General features: G+C 31.8%; 20 protein-coding genes. 12 read left to right on the top strand and 8 right to left on the bottom strand.

Annotation, left to right across the window (positions count from 1 at the left end; all coding sequences use genetic code 11):
* The first annotated feature begins 103 nt into the window (after positions 1–103).
* The 7 genes from recG to Q5I67_RS00650 all read left to right on the top strand — a co-directional run bounded on the left by recG (position 104) and on the right by Q5I67_RS00650 (position 8143).
* On the top strand, positions 104–2185 hold the full coding sequence (recG, locus tag Q5I67_RS00680; RefSeq protein ID WP_302486052.1) for an ATP-dependent DNA helicase RecG: 2082 nt from the start codon (positions 104–106) through the stop codon (positions 2183–2185).
* Positions 2186–2229: 44 nt separating this feature from the next.
* Positions 2230–2916, top strand: coding sequence for a TVP38/TMEM64 family protein (locus Q5I67_RS00675; protein ID WP_296895920.1), 687 nt, complete (start codon positions 2230–2232; stop codon positions 2914–2916).
* 102 nt (positions 2917–3018) lie between these two features.
* On the top strand, positions 3019–3813 hold the full coding sequence (gene dapB, locus Q5I67_RS00670; protein ID WP_302486051.1) for a 4-hydroxy-tetrahydrodipicolinate reductase: 795 nt from the start codon (positions 3019–3021) through the stop codon (positions 3811–3813).
* Between the two features lie 26 nt (positions 3814–3839).
* Positions 3840–4877 (top strand): aspartate-semialdehyde dehydrogenase, encoded by a 1038-nt coding sequence (locus Q5I67_RS00665; RefSeq protein ID WP_302486050.1) that lies wholly within the window; start codon positions 3840–3842, stop codon positions 4875–4877.
* A 137-nt stretch (positions 4878–5014) separates the two neighbouring features.
* Entirely contained in the window at positions 5015–5734 is a 720-nt protein-coding gene (locus tag Q5I67_RS00660; protein WP_302486049.1) for a DUF169 domain-containing protein, read from the top strand.
* A gap of 143 nt (positions 5735–5877) precedes the next feature.
* Entirely contained in the window at positions 5878–6774 is an 897-nt protein-coding gene (locus tag Q5I67_RS00655; protein WP_296899819.1) for a LysR family transcriptional regulator, read from the top strand.
* 121 nt (positions 6775–6895) lie between these two features.
* Positions 6896–8143, top strand: a complete 1248-nt coding sequence (locus Q5I67_RS00650) for an MFS transporter (RefSeq protein WP_296922769.1) — start codon at positions 6896–6898, stop codon at positions 8141–8143.
* 77 nt (positions 8144–8220) lie between these two features.
* Here the strand turns inward: Q5I67_RS00650 and Q5I67_RS00645 are convergent, their stop codons facing one another.
* A complete protein-coding gene (locus Q5I67_RS00645; protein ID WP_302486048.1) occupies positions 8221–9537 on the bottom strand; it encodes a sodium-dependent transporter in 1317 nt (438 codons plus the stop codon).
* Positions 9538–9674: 137 nt separating this feature from the next.
* Here Q5I67_RS00645 and Q5I67_RS00640 point away from each other — a divergent pair, with 137 nt between their 5' ends.
* Positions 9675–10571 (top strand): LysR family transcriptional regulator, encoded by an 897-nt coding sequence (locus tag Q5I67_RS00640; protein ID WP_302486047.1) that lies wholly within the window; start codon positions 9675–9677, stop codon positions 10569–10571.
* 190 nt (positions 10572–10761) lie between these two features.
* A complete protein-coding gene (gene tnpA, locus Q5I67_RS00635; protein WP_302486046.1) occupies positions 10762–11211 on the top strand; it encodes an IS200/IS605 family transposase in 450 nt (149 codons plus the stop codon).
* A 71-nt stretch (positions 11212–11282) separates the two neighbouring features.
* On the opposite strand, the gene Q5I67_RS00630 is transcribed toward tnpA, so the two are convergent.
* From Q5I67_RS00630 to Q5I67_RS00615, 4 genes are all read right to left on the bottom strand, one after another.
* Positions 11283–11978 carry a YitT family protein gene (locus tag Q5I67_RS00630; RefSeq protein WP_302486045.1) on the bottom strand — a complete coding sequence of 232 codons (696 nt, stop codon included), beginning with the start codon at positions 11976–11978 and terminating at the stop codon, positions 11283–11285.
* Positions 11979–12022: 44 nt separating this feature from the next.
* Positions 12023–13009 carry a Gfo/Idh/MocA family protein gene (locus Q5I67_RS00625; protein ID WP_296898421.1) on the bottom strand — a complete coding sequence of 329 codons (987 nt, stop codon included), beginning with the start codon at positions 13007–13009 and terminating at the stop codon, positions 12023–12025.
* Between the two features lie 133 nt (positions 13010–13142).
* Positions 13143–15374: an alpha-galactosidase gene (locus Q5I67_RS00620; protein WP_302486044.1), complete on the bottom strand. Its 2232-nt coding sequence runs from the start codon at positions 15372–15374 to the stop codon at positions 13143–13145.
* Between the two features lie 159 nt (positions 15375–15533).
* Positions 15534–16394, bottom strand: a complete 861-nt coding sequence (locus tag Q5I67_RS00615) for an AraC family transcriptional regulator (protein WP_302486043.1) — start codon at positions 16392–16394, stop codon at positions 15534–15536.
* Positions 16395–16465: 71 nt separating this feature from the next.
* Between Q5I67_RS00615 and Q5I67_RS00610 the strand changes: the two genes are divergently transcribed.
* Entirely contained in the window at positions 16466–18085 is a 1620-nt protein-coding gene (locus tag Q5I67_RS00610; protein WP_302486042.1) for an alpha-glucosidase, read from the top strand.
* Between the two features lie 59 nt (positions 18086–18144).
* On the opposite strand, the gene mscL is transcribed toward Q5I67_RS00610, so the two are convergent.
* Positions 18145–18603, bottom strand: a complete 459-nt coding sequence (gene mscL, locus Q5I67_RS00605) for a large conductance mechanosensitive channel protein MscL (RefSeq protein ID WP_296898430.1) — start codon at positions 18601–18603, stop codon at positions 18145–18147.
* Positions 18604–18787: 184 nt separating this feature from the next.
* On the opposite strand from mscL, the gene Q5I67_RS00600 reads away from it, so the two are divergent.
* A complete protein-coding gene (locus Q5I67_RS00600; RefSeq protein WP_302486041.1) occupies positions 18788–19189 on the top strand; it encodes a C-GCAxxG-C-C family protein in 402 nt (133 codons plus the stop codon).
* Between the two features lie 614 nt (positions 19190–19803).
* On the opposite strand, the gene guaA is transcribed toward Q5I67_RS00600, so the two are convergent.
* The gene (gene guaA, locus Q5I67_RS00595) at positions 19804–21324 is read right to left on the bottom strand and encodes a glutamine-hydrolyzing GMP synthase (protein WP_296899419.1); all 1521 of its coding nucleotides are present in this window, start codon (positions 21322–21324) and stop codon (positions 19804–19806) included.
* A gap of 139 nt (positions 21325–21463) precedes the next feature.
* On the bottom strand, positions 21464–22429 hold the full coding sequence (fba, locus tag Q5I67_RS00590) for a class II fructose-1,6-bisphosphate aldolase (RefSeq protein ID WP_204921818.1): 966 nt from the start codon (positions 22427–22429) through the stop codon (positions 21464–21466).
* A 199-nt stretch (positions 22430–22628) separates the two neighbouring features.
* Between fba and Q5I67_RS00585 the strand changes: the two genes are divergently transcribed.
* Positions 22629–23396, top strand: a complete 768-nt coding sequence (locus Q5I67_RS00585) for a ribonuclease HII (RefSeq protein WP_302486040.1) — start codon at positions 22629–22631, stop codon at positions 23394–23396.
* Positions 23397–23403 lie beyond the last annotated feature (7 nt).

The raw sequence follows: 23403 nt of genomic DNA, 5'->3' as shown, positions 1-23403 counted from the left end.
AATCAATTACAAAAAAATTAAAATAGGATTAAAAAATAAGTTAAAGCAGTGGATTTTTAAATATGTTATAATTAAAATTAATTTTTATAGATAGGTGTAATAAATGGATATACGAGAAAATGTACAATTTTTAAAAGGAGTTGGCCCTAAAAAGGCACAAACTTTAAAAAAATTAGGTATAGAAAATATATATGATTTAATCACATATTATCCTAGACGATATGAAGACCAGAGTCAGATAATGCCTATCGGCAGAATAAAAGTCGGAGAAGTAGTAAATATTCAGGGTAAAATCATGGCTATGGCAGAAAAAAATACAAGGCGAGGATTAAAATTATTAACTATAATGTTAGCTGATGATACAGGTGTTGTTCAGCTTAATTTTTTTAATCAAGATTATTTAAAAAAGAAATTAAAGGTGCAAAAAAGCAGTTTATTTGTACATGGTAAAGTAGGCTATGCCTATGGTGGATATGGTCAACTTGCCATAAGTCAGATTATTTCTTTTGATATCATAGATAACGATAATATAAATAGTGAAATAAATGATGGCCCTTGTGCTTTTATGCCTATATATACACTTCCAGATTATTTAAAGCCAAAAGATTTTCGCAATTTAATTGAGCAGGTTTGTACTCAAGATATTTTAGTAGAGGATATAGTGCCAAGTTTTATTCGTGAAAAATATGCTTTATTCGATAAACAGACGGCTATCAAAAAGATACATTTTCCTCAGACAAGACAAGAATTAGAAAAAGCGAAGAAGAGTTTAATTTTTGAAGAATTATTTTTAATTCAAGCAGGTTTATTATTGTTGAAAAAGCAACATCAGGTAAAACATAAAGGCATAAAATTTTTATCTAATAGTGAATTAGTAAAAACAGTAAAAAATAAATTGCCATTTAATTTAACAGCAGAACAAGAAAAAGTTTGGCAAGAAATCTGTTTAGATATGCAAAAAGATGTGCAGATGCAACGCTTAGTACAAGGTGATGTAGGTTCAGGGAAAACAGTAATAGCCATACTTTCTTTAGTAAAAGCTATTGAAAATGGATACCAAGGAGCTTTGATGGCACCAACGGAAATTTTGGCATTGCAACATTATGGCAAGATAAAAGAATTATTAGAGCCATTGAATATACATGTAGGCTTATTGACTGGAAGTTTGAAAACTAAAGCTAAACGAGAAATATTAGAAAGTTTAGCTGATGGTACAATGGATTTAGTCATTGGTACACACGCTTTGATACAAGATAATGTCGTATTTAAAAATTTAGGTCTAGTAGTAACTGATGAACAACATCGTTTCGGTGTAAATCAAAGAGCAAAATTAGAGGCAAAAGGAGAAGAATTTTTGCCAGATGTATTAGTGATGACAGCCACACCTATTCCAAGAACAATGACGCTTACAGTATATGGTGATTTAGATGTTTCTTTTATCAAGGAATTACCACCAGGCAGAAAGCCTATAAGAACTTTTGTGCGTATGCCAGATAGAAGAAATTTAATTTATAAATTTGTAAAAGATGAAGTGGCCAAAGGAAGACAAGCTTATGTAGTCTGTCCATTGATTGAAGATAGCGAAAATAGTGATGCTGTTTCTGTAGAAATGATATATGATGAGCTTACTTCAGGTTATTTATACGGCTTGAATTGTGCTTTGCTTCATGGTAAATTAAAACCAAAAGAGAAGGAAAATTTATTGCAAAGTTTTTTATCTGGCGATATAGATGTATTAGTATCAACTACAGTGATTGAAGTCGGTGTAAATGTGCCAAATGCTAATATTATGGTGATTGAAGGTGCTGAACGCTTTGGATTGGCTCAGCTTCATCAGCTTCGTGGTCGTATCGGTAGAGGAGAGTATGCTTCTTATTGTATTTTGATCAATCGTGGCAAAAATGCAAATTCCTTAGAGCGATTGCATCTCATGGAGAAGATCTCTGATGGTTTTGTTTTGGCTGAAGAAGATTTGCGATTACGTGGGCCAGGGCAATTTTTTGGTTCAATGCAACATGGTTTACCTGATTTAAAAATTGCAGATGTATTAAATGATGTAAATGTCTTAGTCAATGCAAGAGTGGAAGCCCAAAGAGCTATTGATTATGGCATAGATAAAAGAGCATTAAATGAAATTTTAGAGTTACAATATAAACATAAATTCTTAAATATTTCTGATGTGTAGATATCTAATAGCTAAATTTTAAGATAAAGAAGGGATATAAGTTAATGAAAGAGTCTACAATAAAAATAATTACAGCATTTATTCTGATAGCAATATTTGTTGTTATTTATATTTTAAATCCTAATTTTTATGGTGATCTTTGGCATGTAGCCACAAGTGGTAATATGCAAGAAACTGTAAATTATATTGCTTCATATGGTATATGGGCGATGGTATTTAGTTTTTTATTAGATGTACTGATAAATGCACTGGGCTTTTTGCCTTCGATTTTTGTATCTACGGCTAATGGCTTACTTTTTGGTATAGTGCCGGGAATTATTTTATCATGGCTTGCTGAAACAGCGGGTGTAATAATATCTTTTATCTTGATGCGAACAATTTTGCGTTCTTCAGCAGAAAAATTAATTGCCAAATCTAAGTATCTAAAAAAAGCAGATGAATTCAGTGGTAAAAATGGATTTAAAGTAATGCTTATTTTACGTGCTATGCCGTATTTTCCTTCAGGAATATTGACTGCACTTGGAGCTGTTAGTCGCATTAGTTTAAAAGATTATGCTTTGGCAAATTTGATTGGAAAGTTTCCCTCTACTGCACTTGAAGTGGTGATAGGTCATGATGTAGTTAACTATAAAAATAACTTAGACCGCTTAATGATTGTAATAGTGTTAGTATGTATTATTTATGGTGCAATATGGTACTATAACAGAAGAAAAGAGAGAAAAACAGCATAATAAAGTCCATAAATAAGATGAAACATATTGATTTTAAAGTCTTTTCCCATTATAATATTGTTCATAGTTAAAATCGTATAATTTACTAGGAGATGAATTATTTTGATTAAAGTTATTGTAAATGGTGCTTGCGGTCGTATGGGCAGTACCGTAGTTGATGCTGTAATGAAAGATAGTGAACTAGAGCTTGTGGGAGCTGTAGATATAGTTGGCGGTATGGATGTTGGTGATAAAGCTGGTTGTGGAAAAACAGGAATCATCGTGTCTACTGATTTAGAAGCTACTATTAAAGAAACAAATCCAGATGTTATGGTAGATTTTACTCAGCCATCTGTAGTATTTAATACTGCAAGTATCGCTATTAAAAATCATGTTCGCCCTGTAATTGGTACAACTGGACTCACTGATGAACAAAAAGCTCAATTAGATGCTTTAGGCAAAGAAAATAATACACCTTGCTTTATTGCAGCTAATTTTGCTATCGGTGCTGTACTCATGATGAAAATGGCTTGCGAAGCAGCAAAATATATGCCAGATGTAGAAATCATTGAACTTCATCATGATAATAAACTTGATGCTCCATCAGGAACAGCTCTTGTTACTGCTGAAATGATTAAACAGGTTCGTGAAAGTCATAAACAAGGTCATGAAAATGAAAAAGAAAAATTAGCTGGTGCTAGAGGGGCAGAGTATGATGGTATGAGAATTCATAGTGTACGTCTTCCAGGCTATGTAGCTCATCAAGAAGTAATTTTTGGTGGTTTAGGACAGACTTTGACTATTCGTCATGATTCTATTGACCGTACTTCTTTCATGCCAGGTGTTGTACTTGCTTGTAAAAAAATTATGGATCTTAATGCAGGACTTACTTGTAATTTAGATAAAATTATGGACTAATTATTAATATTGGATAGGTGATATAAATGAAAAAATATAATGTGGCGATTTTAGGGGCAACAGGTGCCGTAGGTCAAGAATTTTTAAATCTTATTGAAGAAAGAAATTTCCCTTTTAATGAATTAAAATTATTAGCATCTCATCGTTCTGCTGGTAAAAAAATTCAATTTATGGGCAAAGAATATACAGTAGAAGAAGCAACTCATGATTCTTTTGAAAATATTGATATTGCTCTTTTTGCTGGCGGTGCTGCAAGTAAAACATTTGCTCCATCTGCTGTAAAAGCTGGTGCAGTAGTAATCGATAACTCCAGTGCATTCCGCATGGATCCAGAAGTTCCACTCGTTGTTCCAGAAGTAAACCCACAGGCTATTGCTCGTCATAAAGGTATTATTGCAAATCCAAATTGTTCCACTATCATCATGGTAATGGCATTAAAACCGATTTATGATTTAGCAAGAATTAAACGTATTGTAGTATCTACTTATCAGGCTGTTTCTGGTGGCGGTAAAGAAGCTATGGCAGAACTTGAAGACCAAGTACAAGCTATTGTAGAAGGCAAAGAAGTAGTAGCTAATATTTTACCAGGTGCTTCTCTGCCAAAACATTATCAGATTGCATTTAACTTAATTCCACAGATTGATGTGTTCCAAGATAATCTTTACACTAAAGAAGAAATGAAAATGATCAATGAAACACATAAAATTTTAGAAGATGATGAAATCGGTATTACAGCAACAACAGTTCGTGTACCTGTATATCGTAGCCATGCTGAATCTGTTAACGTAGAACTTGAAAAAGAAGTAAGTTTAGATGCTATCAAAGAAGCTTTAGCAAAATTTGATGGTGTAACAGTTCAGGATAATCCAGCAGAAATGGAATATCCAATGCCTCTCATGACATCTGGTAAAGATGATGTTTATGTAGGACGTATCCGCAAAGATTATTCTGTAGCTAATGCTGTAAACTTATGGCTTTGCGGTGACCAGATTAGAAAAGGTGCAGCATTAAATGCACTTCAAATCGCTGAATACATGATTAAAAACGATATGTTAGAAAAATAATATAAAATAATATATAGTTATAAATAAAAAGCAGTTTATGGATATAAAATATTCGTAAACTGCTTTTTTTTTATTATTTTTTCTATTATTCATAGTATAATTTTAGATAGAAAATAAATTTTAGCGAGGTGAAAATAATGGATAGTAAAATAGCAAAAGCGATAAAATTAAAAAATCAACCGATTGCAGTATATAGAACGGATATAAAAGAAGATAATGCACTGCAATTTAAAGAAGGTGTTTGGGGCTGTGTGATAGCTATGTTAAATGCTGCTTCTAAAGGCAAAACAGCAATTTTTTCACAAGAGACAACTGCTTGTATGGGTGGCAGAGCAGGTCTTGGATTGAAAGCGTATGATTTAGGATATATAGAATATTTTTTATCCACAGGAGCAAATGATGACGAAGAAGGAGAGTGTTATAAGAAAAACCCTGAACTTGCGAGAAATTTTATTATGAATGTGCCAAAAATAAATTCTAAAAAATATGTAGTTTTCAAGCCATTAGAATTGATAAAAGATGAAAATCAACCAGAAATAATTGTATTTTTAGTAAATGCTGACCAATTATCAGCTCTTACAGTCTTAGCAAATTATGACCAAGAAACGCAAGATAATGTAGAGCTAAAATTTGGTGCAGGCTGTGCACAATCTATTTTGTTTGCTTTAAAAATTTTTGAAGAGAATAGTATAAAATGTACGATCGGATTGACTGATCCATCTGCTAGAAAATGTATAGATAAAGAAATTTTGTCATTTAGTATACCATATTATCGTTATATACAATTAGAAACACAGGTAGAAGAAAGCTTTTTGACTAAAACTACATGGAAAAATTTAGCTAAACGCATAGAATAAAAAATAAATAAGATTTAATATACAAAAAAGGCAAAGGATAATATAAATGAGATTATTGCTTTGTCTTTTTTGTTAATTTTTTATTTGATGTTGTAGAAATATAGTATATAATAGAGAATAAAATTTTATTATGAGGTGTCAAAATGCAGGAAAGACCTAGTATACAACAATTAGAAAATTTTATTATTTATGGTAAAGTGCGTAATTTTGCAACTGCAGCACATAGAGCAAATATTACTCAATCAGCATTTAGTTTTCAGATGAAAAAATTAGAAGAAATGCTTAATATACAATTAATAACTCGTTCTAATCGTGGCAGTGATTTGACTAGAGAAGGTGAGTTTTTTCTGCAAAAAATCATACCTATAATTGATGAATTAGATGAAGCTATCGATGAATTACAAAAGTTTACAGGAAAAGCTGTATATATCAATATAGGAGCTTTGATGTCCTTAGGTGATATTTTAATGAATAGGCATATCAGTTATTTTAAACAACATAATGATAATAATATTTGCTTTAATATATACAATTTAGAAGCAAAATCCATGTTGAAGAAATTAGAAAATGGACAAATAGATATAGCTTCTACATTTTTATTACCACAAATGCATGTAGATGGCTGTGAAAAGAGATTATTTTGTAGAGATGAATTTGTATATTATGCACCATGTTTAAATATATCAGAAGCGAAAATAACAGCTAATACAATCCAAGAAAATTCATTTGTCACACATTCACCAGATTATTTTATGACAAATGCCCTTGAAAATTATTTTGTAGAATTAGATATAAAACCACATATTGAAGCTAGATTATCTACACCATATGCGATAGTTCATTATTGCGATCATAATAAAGTAGGAACATTGATATCAAAGCGTTTATTACAGGAATTAGGCATCAAAAAAGGTTATTATGAATTGCTAGAACCATTGAATTTTGATTCATATTTACTATATAAACATGAAAATCCTAAGATTAAGAGTATCGAAATTTTTGTAGATTATATTTTAGATTTATATCAAGAAAATAGATAAATTTTAATTAGGTTTAGATAAAAAATATTGATGACTCTCATTAGTATCTTAAGCTATACAAATATAAAGTGGATGTATACAATATGAAATATCCTTTAATTAAGATTTTGGAGATGAGAGCATGAGTAGTTCCTCTAAAGAACGTTTGTGGACAAAAGATTTCCTTTTGGACACTGGTATTAATTTTTTAGTTTATTTGATTTATTATTTATTGATGGTAATAATTGCTGTCATTGCTAAAAATGATTTAAATGCTAGTCTAGCTGAAGCTGGTCTTGCTTCTGGTATCTATATTGTCGGTACTTTAATTGCTAGATTATTGGCAGGACAACAAATTGAATTATTTGGTAGAAAGAAAATGCTATATACTGGTATGGCTTTATATTTGATAACGACTGTTTTTTATTTTTACATACCAAATTTAATGATAATGTATATTATTCGTTTAGCAAATGGTTTTGCCTATGGTGTAGTTTCCACAGCGACAAGTACAATTATTGCTAGCTGTATACCTCTTTCACGTAAAGGTGAAGGCATAAATTATTATGGTTTATCTACAAGTGTAGCTGCCGCTGTTGGCCCATTTATTGGCATGTTTATGATGACACGAACTTCTTTTGCAGCTATCATTGAATTATGTGTAGGTTTAATTGTTTTATGTGTAATAGGTTGTTTCTTCCTCAATATCAAAGAGCTTGAACTTTCTCCAGATGAAAAAGCTAAACTTCGCAAAATCTCTGTAAATAATTTTGTAGAAAGCAAAGTATCTGTAATTTCCTTCATAGGTTTTTGGGTTGCTTTTTGTTATGCAAGTGTATTGAGCTTTTTAGCAGCTTATTCACAAGAAATTCATTTAGTAGAAGCAGGCACTTTCTTCTTTGTAGTTTATGCTGTAGTAATTACAATTTCTCGTCCAATGACTGGTATTATATTTGATGCCAGAGGAGAAAACTATGTTATGTATCCTTGCTTTGTCTGCTTAGCAATAGGTTTATTCTTATTAAGTGGTACACAAACTGCTTGGATGTTATTATTAGCTGGTGTATTTGTAGGTTTAGGATATGGTACATTTATGTCTAATGGTCAAGCTATTTGTATAAAATTAACACCAAATCATCGTGTAGGTGTCGCTATTTCCACATATTTTGTAGCTTTGGATTTAGGCCTTGGCGTTAGCCCTTATATTCTCGGTGTATTAAGACCAATGCTTGGTTTTGAAGGTTTATATATGTTAACTGGTGTGATGTCTGTTATTTGTCTAGTTATGTATTTTGTCATGTATGGTTCAAGAAAACAGAATTATGCAGGCAAAGAAGAAATAACAGAAGAATTTCATGCAAATGCTAAAATGGCAATTGATGAAAAATAAATAGCTGCCCTTCATTTTAATAATGTTTTTATCCATAGAAAAGCGTCAATAAGTAAAAATCTTATTGACGCTTTTTTTTAAATACCACCGTAAATAATACCGAGGATGAAAATTATAATTGTTAATGGTACATAGATATATTTAGCTGTAAATCCAAAATATGCACCGAGAGGTTTTCGGGCGAATTCCAATTCTTGGCGGATTTCTTTATATCCTAAGATATAATAAATAGAAAATGCACCAAGAACAGCTCCAAATGGAACAATATAAATAGTTACAACATCCATCCAAGGGCCAAATTTTGGCTCAGCTTCGATGAATACACCAATAAATAGAGCGATGATTGAGCATAGCATAACAGCTGTTTTGCGAGAGAGTTTAAATCTTGTCTGCCAGGATTCGCTCACTGCTTCAAACATATTTAATAAACTAGTGATACCTGCAAAAGCTACAGAAATGAAAAATAATATAGCAAATAATTGACCAAATGGCATTTGAGCAAAAACATTAGGAAGAGTGATAAACATAAGTGTTGGGCCTGCATTTGGTGCAATATTGAAAGCAAAAACAGCAGGGATGATAGCGAAAGCAGCAAGGAGAGCAGCTATAGTATTGAAAAAAGTTGTGCGAATGGAAGCTTTAGGAATATCTTCTGTTTTTGGTAAATATGTACCATAGACAATCATACCTGAACCTGTAATGGATAAAGAAAAGAAGGCTTGTCCCATAGCCATAACCCATGTTTCAATATGTGTTAAATATTCCCAATTCGGTGTAAATAAAAATTCATATCCAGCACTAGCATTAGGTAAGAAATACACGCGAATAGCTAAGATTAAAAATAAGACAAAAAATAAAGGCATTAAAATTTTATTTACTTTTTCAATTCCCGATGTAGAGCCGAACATTAAAATCATAGCAGTTATTACAATAACAAGTGTGTGCCAAAATACACTGCCAAATTCACCAGTGACTTCTTGTAAAAATACTTCATGATGACCAGACAACATTTCACCAGTGATAGACCACCATAAAGCTCTAAGAACCCAACCGATGATGATAGCATAGCCGATAGCGATACCAAGTGAGCCTAGAAGCGGTATCCAACCGAGCAAATAACCTAATTTTGATTGTTTGATTTTGCTCCAACAATATTCATAAGCACCAAGTGTACCAGTTTTAGCACGGCGACCTATGGCAAATTCTGCTGATAAACCAACAAGTCCAAATAAGATAGAAAATAAAATATAAGGGATTAAGAACGCACCGCCTCCATATTCACCTAGACGATAGGGAAACATCCAAATCGTTCCCATACCAACAGCTGAGCCGATACAAGCAAGGATAAAGCCTGTACTGCTTTTAAATCCTCCATTTTGATGTATATTATCCATAGAAAAACTCCTTTATAGAATTATTAAGAAAAATCATTTATAATTATAACTTGTATATATATTATTTGTAAAAACGATAATTTCTATAATATAATTCAGTTTTTTCGATAGATAATTAGGAGCAATAGATATAAAAAATGGAATTAAGAAATTTAAAGACTTTTTTGTATGTAGCAGAACAGTGTAGTTTTTCAAAAGCGGCAATGTTATTAAATTATTCACAATCAACTGTTACAGCACAAATTCAAAAATTAGAAGAAGAATTAGATATTTTATTATTTGAACGAATTAATAAAACAGTAAGATTGACAAATGCAGGACAAGAATTTTTAAAATATGCCCATGGAATTATCAGGACTAGTGAAGATGCAAAAAAAGCATTGAAAAACTTACCTATAGAGTCGGGAGAATTGAGAATTGCCATGGCAGAGTCTATAGCGAATACTTTTTTCCCTGAAATATTAGAGCGATTTCATCAATTGTATCCAAAGATAAGAATAACTCTATATACAGCTGGTACGGATAGTTTATTTTATAAATTAAGACATAATGAAGCAGATTTAGTCTATACTCTAGATAAAAGAATTTATTCTTCAGAAATAGTTACTGTAATGGAGAAAAAAGAAGAAGTATTTTTTGTAGTTAGTCCTAAGCATAGATTAGCAGGGAAAAATTGTTTAATAGAGGATTTAATGGGCGAAGATTTTTTACTTACAGAAAAAGATATGAGTTATCGCAGACATTTAGAAGAATATTTAGCTTCTAAATCACTAGAAATAAATCCTTTTTTGGAATTGGGAAATGTAGAGATTTTAAAATCTTTGGTGGAGAAAAATGCAGGCATTTCTTTTTTACCAGAATTTACAGTTCAATCGCAAATTCATGAACATAAATTGATGAAAATAAATATACCAGAAGTATTTAAAGTATGGCGACAATTAATTTATCATAAGCATAAATGGGTTACAGCACCTATGAAGGTCATGATGGATTTAATCAAAGATTATGAATATGAAAGAAAGAATTTTAGTTAAAATAAAAGTCTATAGCTTTTGCTATAGACTTTAAATTTTATTATGTACTTTAGTTAGTTGAGTACGCAGAGCGTGCGAAACAAAAAACCACTCGTTTTACGAGTGGTTAATAAGTTTCTTATAGAAATAGAAATTCTCCTCTATTAAAATAATAAGTGTTCAAGTCATTATTAAAGAGAGGAGAATTTCTATGGAAAGAAGTTTAGCACATACAAGATGGATGTGCAAGTATCATATAGTATTTACCCCAAAATATAGAAGAAAAATTATATATAATAAATTGCGTAGAGATATTGTACAAATAATAAAAGATTTATGTAAGTGGAAAGGCATAGAGATAATAGAAGGGAAAGCTATGCCGGATCATATTCATATTTTGGTTAAGATACCACCAAAAATGAGTATATCAAATTTTATGGGGTATTTAAAAGGAAAAAGTGCAATGATGATATTTGCAAGACATGGAAATTTAAAATATAAATTTGGAAACAATAATTTTTGGTCAACAAGATATTATGTATCGACAGTAGGACTAAATGAAGCAACAATAGCGAAATATATAAGAGAACAAGATACGTATGATAAAATGATGGATAAAATAAGCACAAAAGAATTAAATGATCCCTTTAGGGATTGTTAAGTAATCAGTGCACAATGGCTTGAACGAAGAGAAAGCCAGCGTCATTTAGGCGCTGGCTATTGTTAAAAGCCTTATAGGCTTGTGCAAGCCACACGTTTTACGTGTGGTACTGACTCTTTTAAAACTTGTTTAATTAAAAATTCACTTTTAGGAAGCCAAAACTGCACAAGTGGACCAGTTAAAAAAGCAGCTATGACTGTACCTATACCAACAGTACCACTTAAGATATAGCCTAAGATAACAAAAAATAAATCACAAGTCATACGTACCCAGCGAAATTGAAATTTTTGTAATTTATCAGTTAAGATAATGGCTATCAAATCATTAGGGCCAGTACCAGCGTTACTTTTGATGACAATGGACATGCCGATAGATAAAATAATGCACCCTAAAATCATAGCTATAATACGCCATGGTAAAGTAGAATCTGCATTGACAAAATCACCTAAGAGCCATGTGAAAAAATCGATGATTGGGCCACCGCAAAAAGCACATAAAATAGTGCCAGGTTTTACATAACCTTTTGTGGTAAGAAGCATGATGACTAATAAAATACATAGGACAATGACATGAAAAGTACCTACGGATAAATTAAATGTTCGAGCAAGTCCTTGAATAAATACCGTAAAAGTATCTGTACCGAGTTCAGATAATAAAAATAAAGAAATCCCCAGATGGGCAATGATTAGACCAAGTAATAAAATACCAAGTGCAATAATCCAGTTTTTTAAACTGCGTTTTGATGTATCACTAGCAAATGTAGACATAAAGACCTCTTTTAGATTATTTTTTATTTTGATAAAAATATTGATTACATTTCTTCAGGATATATTAAATTCCATTCACGACGTAATTTAGTCATGATATCCATGACATCTTGCGTATAAGTAAATTGCAACAGGTCAGTTTGTCCTTCTAAAATTGCTTTTTCCATATCTTCCATTTCATATTGAAGAGCTTTCTTTGTATCGCCTAAGATAATTTCTTGTTTTTCACCTGTAACAGCATCGGTAATTACGGCTTTATTAGCACGAGGAAATTCCATGATTTCAATATAAGCTTTTTCACAGCTAATCATAGCTCGTTTTGGTTGTTTAGAGTGAAGTGATAAAGCGATTGTTGCCATTTGATTATCTTCATTCATCAATAAAATAGTAGCTTGTTCATCAACGCCAGTAGGTGCAGGAAGCATTTGACTTAAAATTTTTGTTGGTTTACTTTGCATAAAACTGCGTGTGATACTAAGGGCATATACACCGATATCAAGTAGAGCACCACCAGCTAAATTTTTATTAAAAAATCTATTAGTCATATTATAATCTTTGAAACTACCAAAGTTTATAGTGATCATCTGTACTTTACCAAGTTCATTATTATGTATTATTTCCCATAATTTTTTATAAATAGGCATATGCCAGATTGTCATAGCTTCAGCTAAAATCAAATTATTTTCTTGAGCAAGTTTAACGCATTCATGTAATTCATCACTATTTAAGGTAATGGATTTTTCTACAAATAGATGTTTATGATTTTCAAGAGCTTTTTTCATAAATGGATAATGTGTATTATGTGGAGTTGTTAAATAAATGATATCTACATCAGGATCGGTGAAGATATCTTGAAAATCATCGTAAACTTTTTCAATACCGTATTTTTTAGCAAAATCAATGGCTTTACTATGAGTGCGATTGCCGACCGCATATAATTTTTTGCCCATGTTTTGCAGGGCTTGAGCCATTTCATTAGCGATTACACCAGTGCCTAAAACAGCCCAATTTAATTGTTTGGTAGAAGTCATAACGTTTATCCTCCTAAATATATATTTATTATTATTATAAAAAAAATAAATTTATAAAGAAATAGTAAAATAATAAATAATATGAGTAAAAGGCTTAGTTAATCAATTGAAAACTAAGCCTTAAAATTTTTATTTATTTATTTATTGCTTTTAATACATAAATTTTAGAATCAAAGTCACAGCTTGTAGCCATATCACCATGTGCTTGACCTGCACTTGGATCATCAATTACAAGACCGATATTCATGAGTTCATCACCGAAATAAGATTTACCATCAATGCTTTGCTGATAACAGAAATCTGGATTTAAACCTTGGAGATAAATTCTGCTATATGGCAAATTTACACCATTTAATACACGATACCAACCGACAATAGCAGTTTCTTTATCTTCGCTTACTACCATCCAAGCAGTTACATTATTTTCAAAAGGACTGCTCAAACGATAGAATGTGCCAAATTGGAAAACTTCACGATATTTTTTCATGAATTTAATTTGTTCTTTTACTTCTTCTTGTTCAGCTGGAGTTAATTTATTTAAATCAAGCTCATAGCCAAAAGTACCAAAGTAAGCAACGTTTGCTCTAGTATGAAGAGGTGTCAGGCGATATACTTGATGGTTAGGAGTAACAGAAACATGACTGCCGATAGAGCTGATAGGATAAGCAAAAGATGTACCATATTGGATTTTTAAGCGTTCTATAGCATCGGAGTCATCACTTGCCCAGCCTTGTGGAGCATAATATAAAAGACCTGGATCAAATCTAGCACCACCACTAGCACAGGATTCAAAGAGAATATGAGGAAATTCAGAAGTTAAGCGTTCATATAAATCGTAAACACCTAAGATATGACGATGGAAGATTTCTCCTTGTCTATCAGCAGGATAAGCTACGGAATGACATTCTGTAATACTGCGGTTCATATCCCATTTAATATAGGAAATTTTAGCTTCACGTAAGATTTTAGCAAGTAAATTATAGATATAATCTACTACCTCTTTACGAGAATAATCGAGAACATATTGATGACGACATTCAGAAGAGTGTCTGCCAGGTACATGTAAAATCCAATCTGGATGATTGCGATAGAGGTCGGAGTCCATATTAGTCATTTCTGGTTCAATCCAAAGACCGAATTTCATGCCGAGATTTTCAATTCTTTCTGCAAGGCCTTTGATGCCATTTGGCAAACGGTCAGTATTTGGATACCAATCGCCAAGACCTGCATAATCAGAAGTGCGTTTGCCAAACCAGCCATCATCTAATACGAATAATTCTACGCCACATTCTTTAGCTTTGCTAGCAATAGCTACGAGTTTATCTTCATTAAAATCAAAATAAGTAGCTTCCCAATTATTGATTAAAATAGGTCTTACTTTATCTCGCCAATAGCCACGAGCAAGGCGTTTTTGGAATAATTTATGGAATGATTGACTTAAATTATTTAAGCCATCATCAGTGTAAATCATCACTGCTTCTGGAGTTTGGAAAGATGTATTTGGTTCTAATTTCCAATCAAATGTAGTTGGATTGATACCCATTAGAATGCGTGTAACATCATGAGTATCAACTTCTGCTTGAGCTAAGAAGTTACCGCTATAGATTAAGCTAAAACCAATAGCTTCACCTTTATTTTCATCTGTAGTAGGTCGTTTTAAAATAATAAATGGATTGTGTTCATGGGAAGAATGACCGCGAGTGGAATTGATGGCAGTGATGCCCTGTTCTAATTTACGTACTTTTAAATGACGTTCTCTAGCCCATGATCCTGAAAATTGAAGCCAGTCATAATTACAATCAGGTAAATCAAGACAAAGGCTCATAGCTGTTGTTAAGTGAACATCATCTTTTCCTTGATTGTATATTTTAGCACTGCGGGCAATAATGCCATTTTGAGCAAAAATAGTGTAGAGCAAATCTATGGCAATCAAAGTTACAGAGTCTTGCAAATGAATAGTCAAAGTGAGAGCTTCATCATCGTTTTCTGTATATGTAGCAGGTAAATTTTCAAGTTTTGGTTTACCCTTGCTGATAGAATAACTTTGATATTGGAAGTCTGAAATTTTACTGCCGTTTGGCTGGCAAATTTCAATAGCAGGCTGACGATAATCAGAAGTACCATAAACAGGATATTCTTGGCGAATATGGCTCAAAGATATAATATTATGGAATTCTTCAGAAATATAGGAAGTTGTTGGACGAGCACAAGATTGAATTAAATAGGAAAAATCTGCTTTGTCATGTACTTTTTTACCAAAATAAACTTGGCTTAGATGACCATTAGGAAGTACAGTCATAATGTAACTAATTTTATCATTAGTTAAATGAAAAGTGCGGTTTTGTTCATTAAATAAAATCTGCATAATTATATATACTCCTTTATAGATATAGGATTTTATTGGTTTTTATAAGTGATATCTATAAATTATTATATATAAGAATTTTATGAAAATAAATATACTGTTGTTGAGAAAATCAGTTTAAATGTTAAATAGAAACTATAAATATAAAACTTATAGTTTCTATTTTTTGTTATTTGTTATTTGATTATAAAAATATTCTTGGGAAAACTTTTTGCGATATTGTGAAGGCGTAAAGCCTTTTTTGGCTTTAAAAGCTTTGGCGAAAACTAGAGGATCTTGATAGCCACAAGAATTAGAGATGGTTTCAATAGATAATGTAGTACTATTTAATAGTTCTTCGGCACGAGTTATGCGATAATTAGTCACATATTCTTGAGGAGAAACATTTAAATATTTACGAAATAGTAGATAAAGATAATTTCTAGTGATGCAAACATATTTAGCTATATCAGTAATTTTAAGCTTATTGGTGTAATTATTTTCAATAAACTCAATGGCTTTTTTTACATAAAAATTATTATTATCATTGCTTGGCAATACAGGTTTGATATCTTTACTTAGAATAGAGAAAAAAGCATAAAGCAAACTTTCTAATAAAAATTGATTACTAGTGGCAAAATTATTATTAGAAAGCATATCTTGAACGATTTTATTTAAGTCTTCCCTATAATTGCATTGAAATGTTAAATGCTTAGAATTAAGGTTGATATCATTTAGATATTGAGTGACTTTAGTGCCATTAAAACCGATCCAAAGATAATGCCATGGATTAGTTTTATCGGCCTGATAAAATACTTGTGAATGTGGTTCGACGAGAAAACCTTGACCTTGAGATAATTCGTAGCAAGTATCGTTTACATAGTATTTTCCTTTACCTTTAGTTATATAGTGAATGATATAATTATCGCGGATACCAGGACCGAAACTATGATTGGGTTCACATTTGGCAGAGCCACAAAAACATAGATATAAATCAGAAAAATGACGCTTTGTTATTTGAAGTACGTGAGAATTTTCCATAATAAATAACCTCAAAATTTAATTTAATATTATAATATAATAAAATAGATAAGAAATAAAAGGTGATTTTTATGGAAACAAAATGGTGGCAAAAATCTGTTGTTTATCAAATTTATCCTCGTAGTTTTTGTGATAGCAATAATGATGGCATCGGTGATATCAATGGTATTCGCTCTAAATTGGATTATTTGGAAAAATTGGGTATAGAAGTAATTTGGTTAAGCCCTGTATATTGTTCACCTAATGATGATAATGGCTATGATATCTCCGATTATTATGATATTTCTCCAGAATTTGGGACATTAGACGAGATGAAAGCTTTATTGAAAGAAGCTAAAGCACATAATATAAAAATAATCATGGATTTAGTGGTAAATCATACTTCAGATGAACATAAATGGTTTATAGAAGCAAAGGCAAATAAAAATAGCAAATACCGTGATTATTATATTTGGCGAAAAGGTGAGAACAACAATCCACCTAATGATTTATTATCCTGTTTTGGTGGCTCAGCATGGGCATATGATGAAGCTTCTCAAGAATATTATCTGCATTTTTTTAGTAAAAAACAGCCAGATTTAAATTGGGAAAATAAAGATATGCGTAAAGATATTTGGCAGATGATGAATTTTTGGATCGATTTAGGTGTTGGTGGTTTTAGAATGGACGTTATTGATATGATTGGTAAAGTTCCAGATTTAAAAATCAAAGAAAATGGGCCTAAATTGCATGAATATATTCAAGAAATGCATAAAGAAACTTTGCAAGGCAAAGATTTATTGACTGTGGGTGAATGTTGGGGTGCAAATCCGCAGATAGCACAGTTATTTTCCAGTCCAGATAGACATGAATTGAGTATGGTATTTCAATTTGAACATATTATGCTTGACCAAGAAGGAGCAGATAAATGGAATTTGAAAAAGCTTGATTTAATTGAGTTGAAAAAAGTATTTACTAAATGGCAAAAAGAATTAAATGGCAAGGGCTGGAATAGTTTATTTTGGAATAATCATGATTTACCAAGAATTGTATCTCGTTGGGGTAATGACAAAGAATATCGCGTGCAGTCTGCGAAAATGTTGGCGATATTGCTTCATGGTATGCAGGGAACACCATATATTTATCAAGGTGAAGAAATCGGCATGACCAATATTGAGTTTAATGATTTAGTTGATTTTGCCGATATTGAATCTGTGAATGCATATAGAGAAAGAATGGCTAATAATATACCTAAAGAAGAAATTTTAAAATCTTTGCGTGCCAAAGCTAGAGATAATGCAAGAACGCCTATGCAGTGGAATAGTGATGTAAATGCTGGTTTTAGCAAAGCTAAACCATGGTATAGAGTGAATAGCAATTATGTAGATATAAATGTAGAAAAAGCTTTAGCTGATAAAAATTCTATTTTTTATTGTTATCAAAAATTGATTAAGATGCGTAAAGAAAATCCTATTATGATTTATGGTGAATATGATTTATTATTAGCTGAAGATAAAAATATTTTTGCTTATACAAGAAAATATGAAGATAAAACTTGGCTTATAGTATGTAATTTTTATGATAAAGAAGTTGATTTTAGTTTGGAAGGCACAGGAAAAATCTTAATCAGCAATTATGAAGATACAATAACAGATTTGACAAAAGGTCATTTAAGACCATATGAAGCAGTAATTTATCAGTGGCAGAAATAATATAAATAGAAAAGCATAGTTTAATCGTTGTGATTAGACTATGCTTTCTTTATGTGTATTTAAGTTGTCGGTAAATCAGAGGTACAATTAGGACATTTAACGGCATCGTGAGGAATTTGTGATTTACAAAATGGACAGATTTTTGTTTTTGGCGGTTCTTTAGGAATAGGGATTAATTTATTTAGCTGTCTGATTAGACAAAAGACTACAAAAGCCAAAATTAAGAATTGGAGAAAATCTGTTAAAAAAGCCCCATAAGCGAAAACTGCACCAGCTTTTTTGGCTGTTTCAAGGTCAGCACCTTTTTCAGCGAGTGCAAAAGTTGCTTTACTGAGTGGCAGATACATATTATTAAAATCAATACCACCAGTAAAAATACTGATTATAGGCATGATTAAATTTTTTACAATGGAATTTACAAGCCCTGTGAAAGCAGTACCAATAATCATACCAACTGCCAAATCAAGCATATTGCCTTTAAAAGCAAATTTTTTAAATTCAATAAAGAAATTTTTCATAATGACAAGAACCTTTCTGAATATAATGTATATAATTATAACTTATAAAGTATAACTTATAAAGATAAATAATAAGAAGATAAAAAGTCATTTTTTAACAAATATTGTGCATTATTTTATCTATAAAATATAAATACAAATAAGTATAATAAATACATATTTTTAAGAATGGTGATGACTTTTTGTGAAAAATAAAGTAATGGAAAATTTTATAGATAATAATTATAATTGTTGTCAAGCTATTGTTTGTGCTTATTGTGAAAAATTAGGTTTGTCAGAAGATGTAGCATTTAAATTAACAGAAGGATTTGGTTCTGGCATGGGAGGATTAAGAGATACTTGTGGAGCTGTTACAGGCATGTTTTTAGTAATAAGTCTAGCTAATAGTGCAGGTGATAAAAATTCTCCATTGAAAAGTAAACAAGATACATATAATAAATTTCAGGAAGTAACAAAATTATTTAAAGAAAAATGTGGTTCAATATATTGTAGAGATTTGAAAAATATGCAGAAGAATAAAATTTTATCTTGTGAAGATTGCGTACAAGTAGCAGATAAAATTTTAAAGAAACATTATTTTAAATAAAATAGTATCTTATAAAATAAAAAAGCTAAGTCCCTTAATTAAGGACTTAGCTATATTTTTTATATGTTTCTTTTTTATATAATATAGATTGTTTTACATAATTCAATTTGAAATTTATAGTACATTAATTTTAATCGCTATATATGAATATAGCAAAATACCAATTAGTTTTGACTAATAGTTATATATCAAAATAAGGCGGTGTTTTATTAACAATAACCGCTATACTAATACATATTTAATTTTCGATATACAGCATCTGTTGATATTTATCTAAAAATAGCGTATAGAGAATTTAGAGAAGCAAGAAAGTTTTCGTACAGCATCTGTTGATATTTATCCCCTAATGTTATTAGGATTTATTAATTACATTATAGTTATAAACTATTGATATTGCAAGATTTTTATAATTTTTACCAGCAAATGATAGATAATATATTAGATTTGAGTAGGTCAATGAAATCAAGCTTTGTGAAGATTTTATAAATTTTAGGTTGGTAAATTTTAGATATAATAAGATTAAAGAGCATAAGATATATGTCTGAAACTATAACAATAAATTATGATAAAAAAAGCTAAGTCCTAAAATAAAGGACTTAGCTATATTTTTTATCTTATTCCCATTCAATTGTAGCTGGTGGTTTAGAAGTTATATCATAAACTATTCTGTTTACACCAGGTACTTCGTTTACAATTCTACGAGAAACTGTGTCTAATACTTCATATGGAATTCTTGCCCATTCAGAAGTCATAGCATCGCTACTTGTAACAGCACGAAGTGCTACAGTGTGACAATAAGTACGGCTATCACCCATAACACCTACAGAGCGGATATTTGGAAGACAAGCGAAATACTGCCAAATTTTTTCGGAAAGACCTGCTTTAGCTACTTCTTCACGGAAGATAGCATCTGCTTCACGAACAACAGCGAGTTTATCTTCAGTTACTTCGCCGAGAACGCGGATAGCAAGACCAGGACCTGGGAATGGTTGACGCCATACGAGGTCATGAGGAATGCCGAGTTCTTCACCTACTGCACGAACTTCATCTTTGAAGAGTTCGCGAAGTGGTTCGATAAGGTCGAACTGAATATCTTCAGGAAGACCGCCAACATTGTGATGGCTCTTGATTGTTGCAGAAGTTTTTGTACCGCTTTCAACAATATCAGGATAGATTGTACCTTGAACAAGGAAATCAATTTTGCCGAGTTTATTAGCTTCAGCTTCAAATACACGAATGAATTCTTCACCAATGATTTTACGTTTTCTTTCAGGGTCAGAAACGCCAGCTAATTTACCTAAGAAACGATCTTTAGCATCAACACGGATGAGGTTCATATCGAATTGTTTGCGGAAAATAGTTTCTACTTGGTCGCCTTCATCTTTACGGAGTAAACCATGGTCAACGAATACGCAAGTTAATTGTTTGCCTACAGCTTTGTGAACTAAAACAGCAGCAACAGAAGAATCAACACCGCCGCTTAAAGCACATAATACTTTTTTATCGCCAACGATTTGTTTGATTTCTGCAATTTTGCTTTGAGCAAAAGAACTCATAGTCCAATCGCCTTTTAAGCCACAGATTTTGAATAAGAAGTTTTTCATCATCTGTTGACCAAATGGAGTATGTTCAACTTCTGGGTGGAATTGTACACCATATAATTTACGACTGTCATCGCACATAGCAGCGACAGGAGTATGTTTAGTATGAGCAATAGCTTTGAAGCCTTCTGGAACTTTTTCTACATAGTCGCGATGGCTCATCCAGCAAATTTCATCAGCATTGATACCATCGAATAAAACGCTATTAGTATCAAGAGTGATATCCATTTTACCATATTCGCCAGCTTCAGCATGAGCTACGCTACCACCGAGATTATGAGCCATGAATTGATGTCCATAGCAAATACCAAGTACAGGAATACCAAGTTCAAAGATTTTTGGATCAGCCTGTGGTGTATTATCAGCATAAACACTGCTAGGACCGCCAGTGAAAATAATAGCTTGTGGATTTTTAGCTTTAATTTTTTCTACTGTATAGTCATAAGGAACAATTTCGCAGTAAACACCGCATTCTCTAACACGACGTGCAATTAATTGGTTATATTGACCGCCAAAGTCAATAACGAGAACCATTTCATGAATTGTGCTCAATTTTTTACCTCCTAATAATAAAAAACGCTCTCTTTACAAAAATAGTTTACTATACAGTAGTTTTTCTGTAAAGAGAGCTTTTATATTTGTTGCTATTTATTAAGCGAAATTTAATTTAAAATTAAGCTTTACCGTCGCAACCAAGAACTTCTTTAATTTTGTGAGAAACGATTGCTTTGATGTTAGTTCTACCGTCAGCAACATATTGACGTGGGTCAAAATGATCAGGATGATCGTTGAAGTGTTTACGAATACCTGCAGTCATTGCAAGACGAAGGTCGGAGTCAATGTTGATTTTGCAAACAGCCATGGAAGCAGCTTTGCGAAGTTGGTCTTCAGGAACACCAACAGCATCTGGCATATGACCGCCATTTTCGTTAATGATTTTAACGAATTCCTGAGGAACGGAAGAAGCACCATGTAAAACGATTGGGAAGTTAGGAAGACGTTTAGCAACTTCTTCAAGAATGTCGAAACGAAGTGGAGGTGGTACTAAAATGCCTTGTTCATTTCTTGTGCATTGGTCAGGAGTGAATTTGTAAGCACCATGGCTAGTTCCGATAGCAATTGCTAAGGAGTCAACACCTGTTTCTTTAACGAATTCTTCAACTTCGTTAGGATCAGTGTAATGAGCTTCATGAGCAGCTACTTTAACATCATCTTCGATACCAGCTAACTGACCAAGTTCTGCTTCAACTACTACGCCATGAGCGTGAGCATATTCAACAACTTCTTTTGTTTTTTCAATATTTTCTTTGAAGCTGTAGTGGGAACCGTCGAACATAACGGAAGTGAAACCACCATCGATACAAGATTTGCAAGTTTCGAAATCTGCACCATGGTCAAGGTGTAAAGCGATTGGAAGACCAGTGTCTTCAATAGCAGCCTGTACAAGGTGTACAAGGTATTGATGTTTAGCATATTTTCTAGCACCAGCGGAGCACTGAAGAATTAAAGGAGCGTTTAATTCTTTAGCTGCTTCAGTGATACCCTGAACAATTTCCATATTGTTTACGTTGAATGCACCAATAGCATAGTGGCCTTCATACGCTTTTTTAAACATTTCTTTTGTTGTTACTAATGGCATTAAAAAAACCCCCATAGACAAAATTTAAATTTCAAGACTATTATAGCATAAAATTTGTTTATTTGTATATCAAAATCTGAAAATTATTTAATTCAGATAATTCTTGTAATCTATAAATATTTTTTATAATGAATTATAGTTAAATGCATTATGATATAATTTTAAAATAAATATAATTTTTGTTTGAGTAGGTGAGTATATGAATATTGAAAAATTATCTATAAAACAGATAAAAGATTTAATTGTTAAAGACTGCAATGAAGAATTATTAACAGCGATAAAAAATGATACTCGTAAAGGTGTGCAAAGTATATATAAAAGTTATCAACGTGAAATGAAAGAACGTGAGCGTGTAGCTAATTTATATACTTTCGAAAATGAATGTAGAGCTAATGGTTATAAATTAATAGCTGGTGTAGATGAAGTGGGGAGAGGGCCTTTAGCTGGACCTGTAGTGATAGCCGCTGTTATTTTACCAGATAATTTTTTCATTGAGAAAATAAATGATTCTAAGAAATTATCCGAGGCAACACGTGAGAAGATTTATGATATTATCATGGAAAATGCGATAGCTGTAAATAGAGCGATTATTGACGAAAAAACTATAGATAGAGTAAATATTTATCAAGCTGCTATGAATGGTATGTATGAAGCTATTTATGGATTAAACCCTAAGCCTGATGCTGTATTGATTGATGCTATGCCTTTAGAAAGTTTGGATATCTATCATCAATCAATAGTAAAAGGTGATGCAAAATCTGCTTCTATTGCAGCGGCTTCTATTGTGGCTAAAGTGGAAAGAGATAGAATGATGAATGAATTTGATAAGATTTATCCACAATATGGCTTTGCTAAAAATAAAGGGTATGGAACAAGTGAACATTTAGAAGCTTTAAGAAAGTATGGACCATGTGAAATTCATCGAAGATCATTTGAGCCAATAAAATCAATGGTGATGCAGAAATAAGGTATTT

The organism is uncultured Megamonas sp. (assembly GCF_958438645.1).
Taxonomy (GTDB): Bacteria; Bacillota; Negativicutes; order Selenomonadales; family Selenomonadaceae; genus Megamonas.
Note: the sequence above shows the minus strand (reverse complement) of the source record. Positions and strands in the feature narration are given on the sequence as shown.